Origin of the sequence: Lentzea sp. NBRC 105346 (assembly GCF_030269605.1) — a bacterium.
Lineage (GTDB): Bacteria > Actinomycetota > Actinomycetes > Mycobacteriales > Pseudonocardiaceae > Lentzea.
This window is the reverse complement of record NZ_BSTQ01000002.1, coordinates 783,587-800,399: the sequence shown is the minus strand read 5'-3', so window position 1 is coordinate 800,399 and position 16,813 is coordinate 783,587. Positions and strand designations below refer to the sequence as shown.

The window sequence follows — 16,813 nt, the reverse complement described above, 5'->3', positions numbered from 1 at the left end:
GCCGCACATCTTCGTGCAGGACAACAACTTCCGCTTCAACATGCACATGGTGGACCGCGACTCGTCGACCGACCGGCAGCGCCAGGAGGTCAAGGGCATGCGGTCGCCCGCCGGTGGTGACTATCTGAGCCTGCTCAAGGGGCAGACCTGGCGGTTCACCCAGTCGATGTTCATCCCGAGCTCGCTGAAGGCGACCACCACCTTCACGCACATCATGCAGATGAAGATGCCCGGTACGGACACCGCGCCGATCGTCGTGATGTCCCTGCGGCGCTACAGCGGTGTGCCCAAGATCGAGCTGAAGGTCGTCGGGTCGAACACCCTGGTCGGCGCGGTCGACCTGGACCCGCTGCAGAACCGATGGGTCGACGTCGAGTTCGAGATGAAGATCGACGACGCGCCGAACGGCTGGGTGCGCTGGGTCGTGCGCAACGGCACGAGCACGGTCATCGACGCCTCGAAGTCCGGCGTCGACACGTGGCTGGACGACCGCGTGCGGCCGAAGTGGGGCATCTACCGTTCGCTCGGCGACACCTCCGGCTCGCTGCAGGACTGCTATCTGTTGCTGACCAACATGCGGGCATACCAGCTGACGTCGGCACCCTCGGCCGACTACCAGGCCGAGAACGCGACGATCTCGCAGGGCGTCGTGGAGTCCAACCACACCGGCTTCACCGGCACGGGATTCGTGAACTACGACAACGTGACCGGCAGCTATGTCGAGTTCACCGTGGACGCCGCCGCAGCGGGCTCGGCGACGCTGACGTTCCGATATTCCAACGGCACCACGACGAACCGGCCGATGGACATCACGGTCAACGGTGCTCTTGCCGTCGACGAGCTCGGATTCGCCGGAACGTCCACCTGGGACACCTGGCAGACCGTCACCAGAACCGTGGCGCTCAACGCAGGAACCAACAAGATCCGGGCGACCGCGACGACCGCCAACGGCGGACCCAACCTCGACAAGATCACCGTCAGCTGACAGGAGCGGGCCATGAGAAGGAAACGCACAGCGGCATTACTTGCGGTGGGCCTGGTCGCCGCCTTGTCGGCACCGGTGTCCGCGGCACCCGTCCGGTACGAGGCGGAGAGCGCGACGATCTCGCAGGGCGTGGCCGAGTCCAACCACACGGGCTTCAGCGGCAGCGGTTTCGTCAACTACGACAACGTGGTCGGCAGCTACGTCGAGTGGACGGTCGACGCCGCCACCGCGGGCACGGCGACGCTGACGTTCAGCTATGCCAATGGCACCACGACGGGCCGGCCGCTGGACATCACGGTCAACGGCACGCTCGTCTCGGACGAGTTGTCCTTCCCCGGCACGGGTTCCTGGGACACCTGGCAGTCCAAGTCGGTTCAGGCGGCGGTCAGGGCGGGCGCGAACACGATCCGGGCGACCGCGACGACCGTCAACGGCGGGCCGAACCTCGACTACCTCGCGGTCGAGGTCGCGGCGCCCACCAGTGACTACCAGGCCGAGACGGCGACGATCTCGCAGGGTGTGGTGGAGTCCAACCACACCGGCTTCACCGGGACCGGTTTCGTCAACTACGACAACGTGGTCGGCAGCTATGTCGAGTGGACGGTCGACGCCGCCGCGGCGGGCGCCGTGGGCCTGACCATCCGGTACTCCAACGGAACCACGACGAACCGGCCGATGGACATCACGGTGAACGGCACCCTCGTGCGCGACGAGATGGCGTTCGGCGGCACCACGACCTGGGACACGTGGGCGGACGCGACGTTCACCGCGACACTGAACGCGGGCACGAACAAGATCCGCGCGACGTCCACCACGATCAACGGTGGGCCGAACGTCGACCGCCTCCGCGCGGGCCTGTCGCCCGACACCCAGGTTCCGACCACGCCGGGACAGCCCAGCTGCAGCAACATCACCGAGAACAGCCTGACCCTGACGTGGGGAGCCTCGACGGACAACGTCGGCGTGGTCGCGTACGACATCTACCACGACGGCAACAAGCTCGGCGAGGCGCCGGGCAGCAGCACCACCAAGAACCTGACCGGCCTGACGCCCAACACGCAGTACCGGCTGTCGGTGTTCGCGCGTGACGCCGCGGGCAACGTGTCGCAGAGCAGCGCCCAGGCGATCTGCACGACCTCGCCCAGTTCGGACGTGGTGGCGCCCACCGCGCCGGCGAACCTGACGCAGTCGAGCGTCGGGTCGACCAGTGCGGGCCTGAGCTGGACGGCCTCCACCGACAACGTCGCCGTCACCGCGTACGACGTGCGCAGCGGTACCTCGGTCTACAAGACGGTCACCGGAAACCCGCCCGCCACCTCGACCACGGTGACCGGTCTGGCGTGCGACAGCCCGTACACCCTGCACGTCGTGGCGAGGGACGCCGCGGGCAACGTCTCGGCCCAGAGCAACTCGGTGTCGTTCCGGACGAGCCCGTGCACCACCGACGGCGGCGTTCCGTCCAGCATCACCACCATCACGACCGGACTGACCATTCCGTGGGGCACCTACTTCATGCCCGACGGTCAGACGGCACTGGTGACCGAACGCGACGACTTCCGCGTCTGGAAGGTCGCGCTCAACGGCACCAAGACCCAGGTCGGCTCCGTCCCGAACGTGGTGACCACCGACGGCGAGGGCGGTCTGCTCGGCGTCGCCGTCGACCCGAACTGGGCGAGCAACCACTACGTCTACTTCATGCACACGGCCTCGGAGGGCAACCGGATCGTCCGGATGACCTACAGCGGCACGTCGCTCAGCGGGTACACCACACTGGTCAGCGGGATCAAGAAGAACCGCTACCACAACGGCGGCCGGCTGGCGTTCGGTCCGGATGGCTACCTGTACGCGAGCACCGGTGACGCGCAGACCTCGAGCCTCGCCCAGGACAAGAGCTCGCTCAACGGCAAGATCCTGCGGATGACCACGACGGGTCAGCCCGCGCCGGGCAACCCGTTCGGCACGCTCGTCTACAGCTACGGGCACCGCAACCCGCAGGGCCTGGCGTTCGACCGCAACGGGCGGCTGTGGGAGGCGGAGTTCGGCAACAGCTCCTACGACGAGCTCAACCTGATCAAGCCGGGCCGCAACTACGGCTGGCCGACCTGTGAGGGCACGTGCTCGGTCACGGGCATGGAGAACCCGAAGAAGACGTGGTCGGTGAGCAGCGCGTCGCCCAGCGGCATCGCGATCGTCCGCAACGTCATCTACATGGGCGCGCTGCGCGGTGAGCGGCTGTGGCGGATCCCGATCAACGGTGACACCGAGAGCGTCGGCACGGCGACGGCGTACTACGTCGGCACGTACGGACGCCTGCGCACGGTCACCAAGGTGCCGGGCGCCGACCAGCTGTGGCTGAGCACGACCAACTGCGACAACAACGGTGGAGCCGCGGACGGCTCGGACAAGATCTTCCGGATCACCATCGCCTGACGCCCACGCTGGTCGTGAGTGCTTTCCGTCGCCATGGCGACGGAAAGCACTCACGACCCCGACCAGGAGGATCACTATGCTCAGGAGCATTTCTGTGCTCGTGGCGGGTTTGCTGGTCGCCCTGTGGGCGCCCGCCACGACCGTCTCGGCGGCTCCCGTCCGTTATGAGGCGGAGACCGCGACGATCTCGCAGGGCGTGGTGGAGGCCAACCACACCGGCTTCACCGGGACCGGTTTCGTCAACTACGACAACGTGATCGGCGGCTACGTCGAGTTCACGGTCAACGCCGCCGCGGCGGGGACGGCGACGCTGACGTTCCGGTATTCCAACGGCACCACGACGAACCGGCCGATGGACATCACCGCCAACGGTGCTCTTGCCGCGGACGAGCTCGCGTTCACCGGAACATCCACCTGGGACAGCTGGCAGACCAAGTCGATCCAGGTGGCGCTCAACACCGGCGCCAACAAGATCCGCGCCACGGCGACCACCGCCGCGGGCGGCCCCAATCTCGACCACGTGGACGTGGACGTCGCCGCGCCCAGCGCCGACTATCAGGCCGAAAGCGCCACGATCTCGCAAGGCGTCGTAGAGGCCAACCACACCGGCTATACCGGGACCGGGTTCGTCAACTACGACAACGTCATCGGCAGCTACGTCGAGTTCACCGTCGACTCGGCGGCAGCGGGCACGACGGCGTTGACGTTCCGGTATTCCAACGGCACCACGACGAACCGGCCGATGGACATCACGGTCAATGGTGCTCTGGTAGCCGATGAGCTCGCGTTCACCGGAACGTCCACTTGGGACAGCTGGCAGGCGAAGTCCGTTCAGGCGACCCTCAACGCCGGCACCAACAAGGTCCGCGCGACCGCGACGACCGCGAACGGCGGTCCCAACCTCGACAAGCTGACCCTGGGAGACCCGGCACCGCCATCAGCCGGCGCGATGGCGGCCGCGCCCTACGAGTACCTGGGCTGGGGCGACCCGCAGTCGCCCACCACCGTGATGTCCGCGACCGGGATCAAGTGGTTCACGCTCGCGTTCATCCTGTCCGACGGCACGTGCAATCCGGCCTGGGACGGCGCGCGGCCGCTCACCGGCGGCACGGACCAGTCCGCGATCAACGCGATCCGCGCGGCGGGCGGTGACGTCATCCCGTCGTTCGGCGGCTGGTCCGGCCGCAAGCTCGGCGAGTACTGCTCGTCGGCCTCGGCGCTGGCCGGCGCGTACCAGAAGGTGATCAACGCCTACCAGCTCAAGGCCATCGACATCGACATCGAGGACACCGAGTTCACCAACAACACGGTGCAGCAGCGCGTCATCGACGCACTGAAGATCGTCAAGACGAACAACCCCGGCATCAAGACCTATATCACCATGGGCACGGAGCAGACGGGTCCGAACTCGTGGGGCACCGGCCTGATCGGCAAGGGCGCCGCGTCCGGTCTGGCCAACGACGGCTGGGTGATCATGCCGTTCGACTTCGGCGGCGGCAGCACGAACATGGGCCCGCTGACGATCCAGGCGGCCGAGGGACTCAAGAGCAGGATCAAGACCGCCTACGGCTACAGCGACGACACGGCGTACCGGCACATGGGCATCTCGTCGATGAACGGCAAGACGGACGTCGCGGGTGAGGTGGTCCGGCTGCAGGACTTCCAGGCGATGTTGTCCTACGCGCAGCAGCACCACCTCGCGCGGTTCACGTTCTGGTCGGTCAACCGCGACCGGCCGTGCACGTCGGGTTCCGCCGGCGACTCGTGCAGCGGGATCTCCCAGCAGCCCTACGACTTCACGAAGATCATCGCCCAGTACGCGGGCTGAGGAGGGAGCGACGACATGAGACGAGCAGCACTGCCCCTGCTGGCCGCACTCGTGGCGTCGGTGGTGACGGCGGCTCCGGCCGCCGCCACCGCAACCGCGTACGAGGCGGAGAACGCGACGATCTCGCTGGGTGTCGTCGAGGCGAACCACACCGGCTTCACCGGGACCGGTTTCGTGAACTACGACAACATGGTCGGCGGCTACGTCGAGTTCACCGTGGAGGCGGCGGTTTCGGGCACGACGGCGTTGACGTTCCGTTACTCCAACGGTACGACGACGAACCGGCCGATGGACGTGAGCGTGAACGGGGCGCTCGCCGCGGACGAGCTCGCGTTCACCGGAACATCCACCTGGGACACCTGGCGGACGGCGTCCGTCCAGGTGCCGCTCAACGCGGGTACCAACAAGATCCGCGCCACCGCGACCACCGGCAACGGCGGCCCGAACCTGGACTCGCTGACCGTCGGTGCAGGCGGCGGGGGCACCGACTGGTCGGTCGCGGTGGTCGAGTCCACGATGCGCCGGTACCCGCCGGACACCCTCGGCGGCTGGTCGTACACGCGCGGCTTGTACCTCTACGGCCAGTACCTCGTCTACCAGCGCACGCACGATCCGCGATACCTGCGCTACATCAAGGACTGGGTGGACCGCTTCGTCGACAGCAGCGGCAACATCAGCCAGAGCTTCAACAACCTGGACAGCATGCTGTCCGGGCGGCTGCTGGTGATCCTGCACGCCGAGACCGGCCAGTCCCGCTACAAGATCGCCGCGGACAGGATCCGTACCCGCCTCAACACCTATCCCCGCACGTCCGACAAGGGGTTCTGGCACGCCACCAGCCGCGAGAACCAGCTGTGGGCCGACGGCGTGTTCATGGTGAGCCCGTTCCTGGTCGAGTACGGGCAACGGTTCGGCGACAGCACGTACGCGAACAACGAGGCGTCGAACCAGCTCGTGACCTACGCGAACCACCTGCGGCAGTCGACAGGTCTGCTCAGGCACGCCTACGACGAGGCGCGAGCGCAGACGTGGGCGGACCCGGTCACCGGTGTGGCGCCGGAGTACTGGTGCCGCGCGATCGGCTGGTTCAGCATGGCCACCATCGACGTGCTGGAGCACCTGCCGGCCGACCATCCCCGGCGGGCCCAGCTGGTGACCTACATCCGGGACCTCGTGAGCGCGTACGCGCGCTACCAGGATCCCGCTACCGGACGTTGGTTCCAGGTGGTGGACAAGGGCTCCCGCTCCGACAACTGGACCGAGACGTCGTGCTCCAGCATGTTCACCTTCGTCGCCTCCAGGGCGGTGGAACGCGGGTATGTCGACGCCGGCTACCGGGCGCTGGCGAGCTCCGGCTATCAGGGGGTGCTCGCCAAGGTGTCGCTGGGCGGCGACGGTCTCACGAACATCGCCGACATCTCCATCGGTACCAACGTCGGCGACTACAGCTACTACGTCAACCGCACCCGTGCGACGAACGACTTCCACGGGCTGGGCGCGTTTCTCATCATGAACGAGCAGTTGCTCAGGACGGGAGGCTGACCGGAGGTCACGGACGCACGTGCTGCTCGATGTCCTCGAAGATGTCGCAGTCGGTCTCGCGGACGACGGCAAGCGAACCAGGCGCACCAGTTCGTCTACAATGGACAATCGCCGTGGTGTGTGGGTCCGGTTCGCTTCAGCAGCCGGGTGGAGAGAACTTCGGTTGCGACGCCGCGTCCGATGGCAAAACCCGCCTGATCGCTGAACTCGAAGTGCTGTCCGCCGAACACGCGCGACCGGCCGGCCTCGGCAGCGGCGGCGGAGAAACCCGGGTACTTGCGCGCCTGGCCGCCCGGTGCGGTGTCCGTGGTGTGCGTGAAGCGAATGTCGTCCGCGCAGAAGAACCCGGCCAGCACGGCGGCCGCCGCGCCGCTGTAGGAGCTGTGTCCGGACGGGTATTCCGGTGTTCCGCCGGTGCTGCCCGCCCGCGGAGCCCAGCTCGGGTTCGGCTGCGTGAACGGGTTTCCGTCGGTGTCCGCCTCGCGGATCGCCGTCGCCGGACGCCAGTGACGGTAGTTGAACTTGGTCGCGACGGTGGTGACCGTGGTGTCGGCCAGCGTCATCGTCAGCAACGCCAGGAGGCGCGCCGAGGCCGGCAGCGACTGGCCATGGGACACGGTCAGTGCGATCTTGACCCACTCGCCGGCGGGCTGGTCGGTGCCGGCCGGCAAGGACCAGAACTGGAAGGTGGCGAGCTTGTCGGGGGCGGGTATCGCGGCGTCGCCGAGGAGCGCGACCTCGGCGAAGGCCGCGGCGTAGTCCAGGCTGTCCAAGGCAGGCGGCGGACCCGGTATGTACGCGGCGGGGTTGATGACGGCGAACGGGCGGACGTCGCGGTACTGCACGCCGGACCAATCGGCCCGGAATACACCGGGCCCTGAGCCGGCGGGCTGGCTTCGCACCGGAGTCGAGCCGTCGTCGGCGCGGGAGGTCACGACGCGCTGGGCGACCTCACCTCCCCACCGCACCCCGGCGTCGCGGTGCCGGCCGGGAGGTAGCCCGGCCAGGTCGGCACGCAGTTGCGTGTCGTAGACGGCGGTCCGGCCGGGGTCCAGCCGGACCAGCACGTCGTGTGCCGCCGCGACAGCCGCGGCGCGGGGATCGGCGCCGCGTGGGCCGGGGCCGGGTATCAGCGCGTGGGCGCGTGCCGGACCGGTGAGTCCGTTGACCGCGTCGTAGATGGCCACGTTGAGCATCGCGTATGTGCGGGCCGCGTCGGCGTCGGTGGCGCGGGTGACGCGCACCGCGGCCAACGCGAGCTCGTTCCACACCCGCACGCTGTCCGACCGTGGCTCGGCGTCCGCGGGTGCGCTCAGCCCGGTTCCGGCCAGACCGAGCACCAGGGCCAGGACGATCTTCCTCACGACCACGCCTCCAGAAATCGCGGTGGTCCTTATGGTGTCGTGGTTCCGGGAGCCCTGCGACGGCTGCTCGACGGCGACCTGGCTGGTACGAACGGCTCCATAAAACGGGGGACAAACGCAAGATCACGCTCGCGAATGTGCGTACTTTCCATGGCGGTCGCGGGATTCGTGTTCCCGAAATTCGGCATGACTTGCCGAGCCTTGTAAAGGAGTAGTCGCATGGAAACCCAGGAGATCAGCTCCCGTGTCGGCCGGCTGATCCGGCAGGTCGGATCGAAGGTCGAGGGGGAGCTGCCGTCGTCCGCGGAGTTCCGGGACCTCGGCCTGGACTCGATGGACGTGGTGGACCTCCTGAACAGCGTGGAGCACGAGTTCGGCATCGCGGTGCCGGACAGCGGGATTCCCGTGATCACGACCGTCGGGGCGCTCGTCGAGTTCGTGGAGACCGCTCTGTGATCACGGCCCGGACACCGGCGGCGGTTCTGTGCGGCGTCGGTGGATACGTGCCACCCAAGGTGGTCACCAACGACGATCTGGCGGCGCGGCTGGACACGTCCGACGAGTGGATCCGCAGCCGCGTCGGCATTCACCAGCGGCACGTGGTGGAACCGGGCACGGCGACCTCCGACCTCGCGGTACGCGCCGCCGAGGCGGCACTGCAGTCGGCGGGTACGCGGGACATCGACGTGGTCGTGCTGGCCACGACCACCCCGGATCACCCCTGCCCGGCGACGGCTCCGACCGTCGCACAGCGGCTCGGTCTCGGCTGCGTACCGGCGTTCGACGTCAGCGCCGTCTGCTCGGGCTTCGTCTACGGCCTGGCCGTCACGGCCGGCATGATCGCCTCCGGTCTCGCGAGGCACGTGTTGCTGATCGGCGCCGAGGCCTACACGACGATTCTCGATCCGTACGACCGGGCCACGGTCTCGGTGTTCGGCGATGGCGCGGGAGCCGTCGTGGTGCGTGCGGGGGAGCCCGGCGAACTCGGTGCCGTGCAAGCGTTCGACCTGGGCAGCGACGGCGGGCTAGCCGAGCTGATCATGACGAAGGGCGGCGGCGCGAGGCACCCGCGGCCGGACGCGGCGGACAGCTGGTTCGCGATGCAGGGCCAGGCGGTGTACCGGCACGCGGTACGGCGCATGGTCGGCTCGTCCCGAGCCGTTCTCGACGCGGTGGGCTGGAAGCCCCAGGACGTCGACCGTTTCGTCGGGCACCAGGCGAACCGCCGGATCCTCGACGCGGTCGCGCGGGAACTGGAGGTCGCGCCAGAAAGTGCGGTGATCAATATCGACCGGGTCGGCAACACTGCCGGGGCCTCGATTCCGCTGGCGCTGGCCGACGCCGTCGCGACGGGTGAGTTGCTTGCGGGGGACAAGGTGTTGCTCACGGCCTTCGGCGGCGGCGCGACCTGGGGTTCGTCGGCGTTGACCTGGCCCGCTTTGCGAGCCGCGTAGCCGGTTGTGCTGCCCTCGGCCGGCTCGTGCCGGTCGAGGGCCTCGTCGGGAGATCAGGCGTCGATGACGCGGGCGTCGAAGCGCCAGAGCTGGTCGGCGTGGCCGTGTGCGGTCCACTGCACGATCTTGGCGCCGTTCGCGGTGCTGCCGCCGCCCGAGACCGACGCGACCTTGCCGTTCTTGTGGCAGATCAGGTAGCCGTCCATCGGCTTCCACATCTGCTCGAACGCGCCGTTGCAGCTCCACTGGACGAGCTCGGCGCCGTTGTCGGGGCTGCCGCCACCGGACACCGAGAGGCACTTGCCGCTCTTGCGGTTCTTGAGCTGGTCGCCGACCCGGTACCAGAGCTGCTCGCCCTTGTCGTTGCACGTCCACTGGACGATCTTGGCGCCGTTGGCGGTGCTGCCGCCGCCCGCGACGGACATGCACTTGCCACTCTTCTGGTTGACCAGGTTGTAGTAGGTCGCCGCGGAGGCGGACGGGGTGATCGCGGCCGCGAGCGCGACACCGGCGACACCGACGAGAACCGTTCTGGCCATGCTGATCATCGTCGAACTCCCAGCTTCATGATCGGGCGGGTACCGACAAGCTAGGAGCCGACGCTGACAATGCGCTGACAGGTGACGCCGTTCACACCGGCAGCCGCAGCCAGTGCTGGCTGTGGTCGCCCGTGTCGGTCTGCGGTACGACCGCGGTACTGCCGTCGGGGTTTCGGCGAACGGCCATGACCTTGCCGCTGCGCACGTTGACCAGCTTCAGGTAGCCGCCACCCGCGTCGGCCACCCGCCAGCGCTGGTTCGGCGTGCCCCGGTCGGAGGACTGGATCACCGAAGCACCGTCGCGGATGTCCGCCACCAGCCGGGAGTTGACGTTGACCAGTGCGCCGTCGGACCGGAACTCCCAGTGCTGGTTGGGAGAGTGGCGGTCCGGCCACTCGATCAACCCGACGCCCTCGAGCTTCGAGGCGCCCGGGACGTCCAGCACCTTGCGGCTGGACCGGTTGACGAGCCGGTAGATGGACACGCGGGCGGGCGGGGTGAGCGTCGTCGACTGGCCTGGGCGCAGGGAGACGGTCTGGCTCCACGAGCCGAAGCGGACGGTGGTCCTGGTGCCGCCGACGCTGCGGATCGTGGCGCTGGTGACGTTGCCGCCGGCCCAGGTCAGGTCGACGGTGAAGCCGCCGCGCACGCCCAGACCCGTGGCGCTGCCGGTCATCCAGGCGTCTGGCAGGGCGGGCAGCAGCTCGACCACGCCGGGGCGGGAGTACACCAGCATCTCCAGCATCGCGGCGATGGCGCCGAAGTTCGCGTCGATCTGGAACACCGAACTGCTGCCACGGCTGTACATGTCGAAGAAGTTGATCGCGGTGCCGTTGCTGAAGTTCACCGACGGCCGCAGCACGTTGAGGAACGAGCGGTAGGCGTTGCCCGCGTGCTTGAGCCGCGCCCAGCACAGCGCCCGCCACGCGCACCCCCACCCGAAGCTGTCCATGCCGCGTGCCGTGAGCAGGTTGTGCACACCCGCCAGGAGGTCGGCGTCGCTGCGGTCTGCGGTGATGCGGTCGCCGGGGTGCAGGCCCACCAGCGGCGAGAGGTGCCGGTGAGTGGTTTCGCCCAGGTTGCCCGCGTTCATCCACTCTTCCAGCCAGCCGGTGCCCGCGTTGACGACCGGCAGGTGGAGTTTTGCTTGCAGGGCAGCGACTGTACGGGCGTAGGCGGCGTCGCGGCCCAGGGTCGCCGCGGCCTCGCGGTAGTGTTCGAACAACCCCCACACCAGTTCCTGGGCGTAGGTGATGCCCTTGGTGCCGGCCGGCCAGGGCCCGTGTTCCGGCGACCAGTCGTTGTCGTCGATCAGCACCTTGCGGCCGTTGACCGTGGTGGTGATCAGGCGTGCCTCCCAGAACTCGCACGCCCCCTTGAGCAACGGGTAGATCCGGTCCAGATAGGACTTGTCCCCGGTGAACTCGTAGTGCTCGAACAGCGAGGCGCACAGCCACGCGTTGCCCGCCGGGTTCCACCGCCAGCCCAGGCCGCCGTGGATGTTGGCCGATGTCGCGACCGTCCACCCCGCCACCTTGCCGGTGCTGTTGCGGAAGGCGTTGCGGCTGTCGTTGTAGCGGCGGGCGGTCAGGTCGGTCCACGACGGCAGCTGGGACAGGCAGTAGTCGGCCAGCGCGGTGACGGTCTCGCCCAGACCGGCCCGGTCGGCCGGCCAGTAGTTCATCTGGACGTTGATGTTGGTGTGGTAGTCGGACATCCACGCCGGGTTGTTGCGGTCCAGCCACAGGCCCTGCAGGTTGGTCGGCAGGCTGCCGCGCGAGCCGGTGATCGCCAGGTAGCGGCCGAACTGCAGGTAGCTCGCCTCCAGTTCCGGGTCCGCGATGCCCGAGGAGGCGCGGGCGGCGAGGCGGGCCGGAGTGTCCATGGCCCGTTGGGAACTCGTCGAAACGCCCAGGTCGACCGTGATCGCCCGGTGCAGCCGCCGATAGTCGGCGACGTGCGTGTCGAGCAGGGCGGTGGCGCCCGCCGCGAGCGCCGCCCTCGCCTTGGCCGCGGCCCGGGAACGCGGGTCCAGCGTCGGCTCGCGGTATCCGGTGGCGCGAGTGGGGGCGTAGTTGGTGCCGCCCGCCACGACGATCAGCACGTCCGCGCAGTCGGTGAACGCGATGGTCGAACCGCTCACCTCGACCACGCCCGAACCGGACGCGCCGGCGACCGCGCCGCACTTGAGCGTGTTGGAGAACGTGCCGCCGAACGAGATCGCGCCGCCGGCGCCGGTGGTCGTCTCGCCGTGGGTGCCGCTCAGCGACAACGACCCGGTGTAGCGGCCGCCGCCGCTCTGGGACAGGCGGATGACCAGCACGTCGTCGGGGTGGCTGACGTAGACGTCACGGCGGTAGGTGACACCTCCGACCTGGTAGCGCGCGCTGACGAAGCCGTTGCTCAGGTCGAGCTGCCTGCGGTAGCCGGTGGGTGAGGCGTGCGCCAGAACGTTCAGGACGATCTTGGCGAGCTGCTGGAACGAGCCGAATCCGGTCCCGTAGTCGAACTGGCCGTCCGCGCCGAGCGTGTCGTTGAGACCACCGGTCCACAGCGTCGCGTCCGTCAGGCAGAGCACGTCACGGCCGGGGTCGCCGGTGACCAGCGCGCCCAGCCTGCCGTTGCCGACCGGCAGACCCTCTTCCATGATCCGGGCCTCCGTGCCCGGCTTCCGGTACCAGAGCGTGACCGGGTCCGGGACGAGCGGACTCGACCGCGGCCGGACCACGTCGGCCGCGGCCGGGAAAACGGGTAAGCCCAGGAAGGCCGCTCCCATGACCGCACCGGCCTTGATGAAGCCCCGGCGGGTCGGGTGATCGGGCCAAGTCGCGGAATCGTCCATCACGCGCTCCTACTGTGCGGTCGCCCTTGACCAAACAGCGGGAAACATACGATGAATAGTCCCGATTGACAACCGACGAGCAGGGAATATGACCCTTCGTTCCCTAAGTCATCCGATGTATCGCTCGGTTTAACGAACGCGTCATGCTCGTCCTGGGCCCGCTGGCGGCGGACCGCGTTGGACGAGCTGATGCCGCCGGCGCCGTTCGTAGCGGGCGCCATCGTTCTGTTCACGGCGTTGGCACCTAGCCGGCCAGCCGCTGCCTGATGGACCTCAGGGCGGCTTCCGGATCGTCGGCGTCGAACCGGATCTCACGGGCGCGCACGGTTCCGCGGCCCTGAACCTGAACCGGCGTCTCGGGTTCCAGCGTCAACGTGAGCGCGGTGCCGTTCATCCCCGGCACCGCGACCACGTCGTCCTCGACGGCGACGAGCCCCTTGTACTTCTCGTGGGTCTCGCGGCGCGCGGCGTTGACGAAACCGACGTCGACCGAGGCGGCGGCCAGGTGGCCGTTGCGCAGCACGAGGCGTTCGAAGTCGATGTAGTGGGGCCGTGTGTGCAGGCCCGAGTAGTACCCGAACATCCAGATGACGCCGTAGATGGCGACGACCAGCAGGACGGTGCGCAGCCACGCCCACGGAACGACCAGCTCCACGAGCACGATCTCGAACGGCCCCAGGACCATCATCACGATGATGAACGTCTTCTGGGCGGACCCGTACCGGATCGGGGTGGCGTCCGCGGGCACGTCCTTGCGTCCGTGTACCAGCAGGATCATCGACATCAGGCCACCCAGCTCGCGGCGGAGCAATGTTCCGCCGCGCTTCGACATCGTCATGAGACGCCTTTCGTGGTTGTCCACCCCAGTGAATCGCCAAGACCCGCGCCCGTGCCCGGAGAATCGAACTGGTCATCGGCGTCGGCCTCGAGCCGTGATGCCTGCCGCCCGACTCGGTGTGACCATGGACGAGGTCCGTGAGCCCGAGCAACAGAGGTGCCCCATGTCCGCGGAGAACCTGGCCGAGACGTTCGTCGAGCTGGCGGACACCCTCGTCGCCGACTTCGACCCCGTCGAGTTCGCGCACCTGCTGGCGGACCGGTGCGTCGACACCCTGGGGGTCGACGCCGCCGGCATCCTCCTCGTCGACCACCGCGGCGAACTGCAGGTGCTCGGCGCGTCCAGCGAACGCGCCAGACTGCTCGAGCTCCTCGAGCTGCAACATCACAAGGGGCCGTGCATGGAGAGTTACCGCACTCAGCAGCGGGTGACCGCTGACGTCACGGAGGCGGCACGACGATGGCCGGAGTTCACGTCGGCGGCCGTGGCGGCGGGGTTCGGCGCGGTGCACGCCGTGCCGATGCGGCTGCGCGCGCAGGCCATCGGTGCGTTGAACCTGTTCACCGTCGCCGCGCGCCGGCTGGGCGAGTCGACGGTTCGGGTGGCGCAGGCCATGGCGGACGTCGCGACCATCGGCCTGCTTCAGGCGCGGATCATCAGTCACCAGGAGCTGCTCGCCGAGCAGTTGCAGAGAGCCCTGCAGAGCCGGGTGTTCATCGAACAGGCGAAGGGTGTGCTCGCCGAGCGACTGCACGTCGACGTGGACCAGGCGTTCGGGATACTCCGGCGCTACGCGAGAGGCCACAACCAGTACCTCAGCTCGGTCGCCGAAGCGGTCGTCGCCGGAACGATCGGCGTGGCCGCGCTGGCCGGCGCGGTGGACGGACCCGAGCCGCGGCGGTAGCCGGGACCAGGGTCGAACCCTCGATGCGGAGGGTTCGACGGTCGGGCCGGCTGGGATCGGATCGCTCGGCAGACTCCAGGTGAGCGCCACGGGCTGACTTCAGCCCCGGCTGCTCAACGGCCGTACGGCCGGCGGAGTGATGAAGTGAGCGGATGATCCGGCGTCGTGCCGTGTTCCCGTCCCCGGCCGCTCGGGGGGATCCGGCCGGTCTGGTTCGTCGAGGATCCTCGACCGGGCCGACTGTACGCGCATTTCGGAGTCTGTGCGGGATTCGGTGGAACCAGTTCCGTCATGTCCAAAAAGGACAAAGTGCTGCCTGGTAGTATCGGAGGAACCGAGAGCCCGTCGTGTGCCGGCGAACAAGCCGGCGCCGTTCCCGGCGCACGCCACAGCGGTCACCCAAGGCCGGGGACGGACCAACGACGTGAACCAGCTCAGCCTCGGCGTCATCTCGCGATCGCGCAAGGAGAACGAACGGCGGCTGCCGATTCACCCGCGGCACATCGAGCGGATAGCCGCGGACCTTCGCGAACGCATCTACCTCGAACATGGCTACGGCGAGCGCTTCGGCATGTCCGACGCGCAGGTCGCCGCTTCCGTGGCCGGAATGCGCTCCCGCGAGGAGCTCATCGCGGACTGCGACGTGATCCTGTTGCCCAAGCCCCTCGCGGAGGACCTCGCCGATCTGCGGGTCGGACAGGTGCTGTGGGGCTGGCCGCACTGTGTCCAGGACGAAAGCTCACCCAGACGGCCATCGAACGACGGCTGACGCTGATCGCGTTCGAGGCCATGAACCACTGGACGGCCGACGGTTCGTTCAGCCTGCACGTCTTCCACAAGAACAACGAGCTCGCCGGGTACTGCTCGGTGCTGCACGCCTTGCAGATCATCGGTTCGACCGGTGACTACGGCAGACGACTGCGCGCCGCCGTGCTCGGCTTCGGAGCGACCGCACGAGGCGCCGTGACGGCGCTCAACGCGCATGGGATCCACGACGTCAGCATCCTCACCAACCGCCGCGTCGCCGCTGTCAGTTCGCCCATCCACTCCGCGCGGATGGTCCACTTCGCGCACGACGACGAAAACCCGCGTCGGAGCCAGGCGTTCACCGACCACGGCGAGGTCCCGCTGGCGGAGTTCCTCGCCGGCTTCGACATCATTGTCAACTGCGTGCTGCAGGACACCAGGGCACCGCTGACCTTCCTCGTCGACGACGACCTCGCCACGCTGGCGCCCGGAACCCTCATCGTCGACGTCTCCTGTGACGCGGCAATGGGTTTCGGCTGGGCGCGACCGACGTCGTTCACGCATCCGGTTTTCCAGGTCGGCGACCACGTGTACTACTACGGCGTCGACCACAGCCCGTCCTACCTGTGGGACTCCGCCAGCTGGGAGATCAGCGAGGCCCTGCTGCCCCACCTCCGGCCGGTGCTCACGGGCGCCTGGGACGGCAGCGAGACCATCCGGCGGGCCATCGAGATTCGCGACGGAGTCGTCCAGAACCCCAACATCCTCTCGTTCCAGAACCGTTCATCGGAGTACCCGCATGGCAATCTCTGACCCAGGCTCCGCGGAGGGTGGCGCCCGCGCCGACGACACGTGCGCCGCGTGCGTTCATAGCTGGAGTGAGCACGACGCGCTCGGGGTGCGGTACTGCACGGCGACGACGACGTTCACGCTGGTCCGAGGCTGCATCTGCGGCGGCTGAGGAGCGTCGTGTAGGGTTGAGGTGTCTGGAGCACTCGCTCCAAGAGTTCCCGAGTCCCGCGTCGCGGTGATCCGTACGCCGGTGGACAGGGAGATCGGAAAACCATGTCACCACTTTTCAGTCATCCCGACACGCACGAACCGCACACCCCCGTCCCGGCACCGGACGCCGATGGCGAGCCGTCGTACCAGGGTTTGTTCCAGGAACCCTCCGGCGTCACCAACTCCGAGGAACGCTGACCGCAGGGTCGTCTATTGTGGACGGACTTGCGGCTGTGTCTTCTTCCTCGGTGTGCACGACCATCGACCTGTAGTGCATTGTGGACACACCGCTGGGCAGCACTACGCGCGTGCAGACGTTACTCACCGAATCGGTTTGA

The 16,813-nt window shown here is 68.2% G+C and carries 14 protein-coding genes and 1 pseudogene; 11 read left to right on the top strand and 4 right to left on the bottom strand.

Annotated elements, in window-relative coordinates:
• Positions 1-559 precede the first annotated feature (559 nt).
• From QSK35_RS42810 to QSK35_RS07415, 4 genes and pseudogenes are all read left to right on the top strand, one after another.
• Positions 560-985, top strand: coding sequence for a carbohydrate-binding protein (locus QSK35_RS42810; protein ID WP_502881625.1), 426 nt, complete (start codon positions 560-562; stop codon positions 983-985).
• A 72-nt stretch (positions 986-1,057) separates the two neighbouring features.
• Positions 1,058-3,415: pseudogene (locus tag QSK35_RS07425) on the top strand (PQQ-dependent sugar dehydrogenase); the annotation flags it as partial.
• 76 nt (positions 3,416-3,491) lie between these two features.
• A complete protein-coding gene (locus QSK35_RS07420) occupies positions 3,492-5,243 on the top strand; it encodes a carbohydrate-binding protein (protein WP_285743544.1) in 1,752 nt (583 codons plus the stop codon).
• 15 nt (positions 5,244-5,258) lie between these two features.
• On the top strand, positions 5,259-6,785 hold the full coding sequence (locus tag QSK35_RS07415; protein WP_285743542.1) for a glycoside hydrolase family 88 protein: 1,527 nt from the start codon (positions 5,259-5,261) through the stop codon (positions 6,783-6,785).
• Between the two features lie 95 nt (positions 6,786-6,880).
• On the opposite strand, the gene QSK35_RS07410 is transcribed toward QSK35_RS07415, so the two are convergent.
• On the bottom strand, positions 6,881-8,149 hold the full coding sequence (locus tag QSK35_RS07410; RefSeq protein WP_285743541.1) for a vanadium-dependent haloperoxidase: 1,269 nt from the start codon (positions 8,147-8,149) through the stop codon (positions 6,881-6,883).
• A 219-nt stretch (positions 8,150-8,368) separates the two neighbouring features.
• On the opposite strand from QSK35_RS07410, the gene QSK35_RS07405 reads away from it, so the two are divergent.
• Together QSK35_RS07405 and QSK35_RS07400 are read left to right on the top strand one after the other, a co-directional pair.
• Complete coding sequence (locus QSK35_RS07405) at positions 8,369-8,605, top strand: phosphopantetheine-binding protein (RefSeq protein ID WP_285743539.1); 237 nt, start codon at positions 8,369-8,371, stop codon at positions 8,603-8,605.
• Complete coding sequence (locus QSK35_RS07400) at positions 8,602-9,603, top strand: beta-ketoacyl-ACP synthase III (protein ID WP_285743538.1); 1,002 nt, start codon at positions 8,602-8,604, stop codon at positions 9,601-9,603. The genes QSK35_RS07405 and QSK35_RS07400 overlap by 4 nt, the downstream gene beginning before the upstream one ends.
• A gap of 53 nt (positions 9,604-9,656) precedes the next feature.
• Here QSK35_RS07400 and QSK35_RS07395 read toward each other — a convergent pair whose 3' ends face one another.
• The 3 genes from QSK35_RS07395 to QSK35_RS07385 all read right to left on the bottom strand — a co-directional run bounded on the left by QSK35_RS07395 (position 9,657) and on the right by QSK35_RS07385 (position 13,822).
• A complete protein-coding gene (locus QSK35_RS07395) occupies positions 9,657-10,142 on the bottom strand; it encodes an RICIN domain-containing protein (RefSeq protein WP_285743536.1) in 486 nt (161 codons plus the stop codon).
• 91 nt (positions 10,143-10,233) lie between these two features.
• A complete protein-coding gene (locus QSK35_RS07390; RefSeq protein ID WP_285743534.1) occupies positions 10,234-12,984 on the bottom strand; it encodes a glycosyl hydrolase family 95 catalytic domain-containing protein in 2,751 nt (916 codons plus the stop codon).
• A gap of 244 nt (positions 12,985-13,228) precedes the next feature.
• Complete coding sequence (locus QSK35_RS07385; RefSeq protein WP_285743532.1) at positions 13,229-13,822, bottom strand: hypothetical protein; 594 nt, start codon at positions 13,820-13,822, stop codon at positions 13,229-13,231.
• 163 nt (positions 13,823-13,985) lie between these two features.
• Here QSK35_RS07385 and QSK35_RS07380 point away from each other — a divergent pair, with 163 nt between their 5' ends.
• The 5 genes from QSK35_RS07380 to QSK35_RS07360 all read left to right on the top strand — a co-directional run bounded on the left by QSK35_RS07380 (position 13,986) and on the right by QSK35_RS07360 (position 16,673).
• A complete protein-coding gene (locus QSK35_RS07380) occupies positions 13,986-14,726 on the top strand; it encodes a GAF and ANTAR domain-containing protein (RefSeq protein ID WP_285743530.1) in 741 nt (246 codons plus the stop codon).
• A gap of 424 nt (positions 14,727-15,150) precedes the next feature.
• Positions 15,151-15,495 carry a Rossmann-fold NAD(P)-binding domain-containing protein gene (locus tag QSK35_RS07375; RefSeq protein WP_285743528.1) on the top strand — a complete coding sequence of 115 codons (345 nt, stop codon included), beginning with the start codon at positions 15,151-15,153 and terminating at the stop codon, positions 15,493-15,495.
• On the top strand, positions 15,432-16,286 hold the full coding sequence (locus QSK35_RS07370) for a Rossmann-fold NAD(P)-binding domain-containing protein (protein WP_285743526.1): 855 nt from the start codon (positions 15,432-15,434) through the stop codon (positions 16,284-16,286). Before QSK35_RS07375 ends, QSK35_RS07370 begins: the two co-directional genes overlap by 64 nt.
• Positions 16,273-16,434 carry an RGCVC family protein gene (locus QSK35_RS07365; protein ID WP_285743524.1) on the top strand — a complete coding sequence of 54 codons (162 nt, stop codon included), beginning with the start codon at positions 16,273-16,275 and terminating at the stop codon, positions 16,432-16,434. Before QSK35_RS07370 ends, QSK35_RS07365 begins: the two co-directional genes overlap by 14 nt.
• A 104-nt stretch (positions 16,435-16,538) precedes the next feature.
• Positions 16,539-16,673: a hypothetical protein gene (locus tag QSK35_RS07360; RefSeq protein ID WP_285743522.1), complete on the top strand. Its 135-nt coding sequence runs from the start codon at positions 16,539-16,541 to the stop codon at positions 16,671-16,673.
• Positions 16,674-16,813 lie beyond the last annotated feature (140 nt).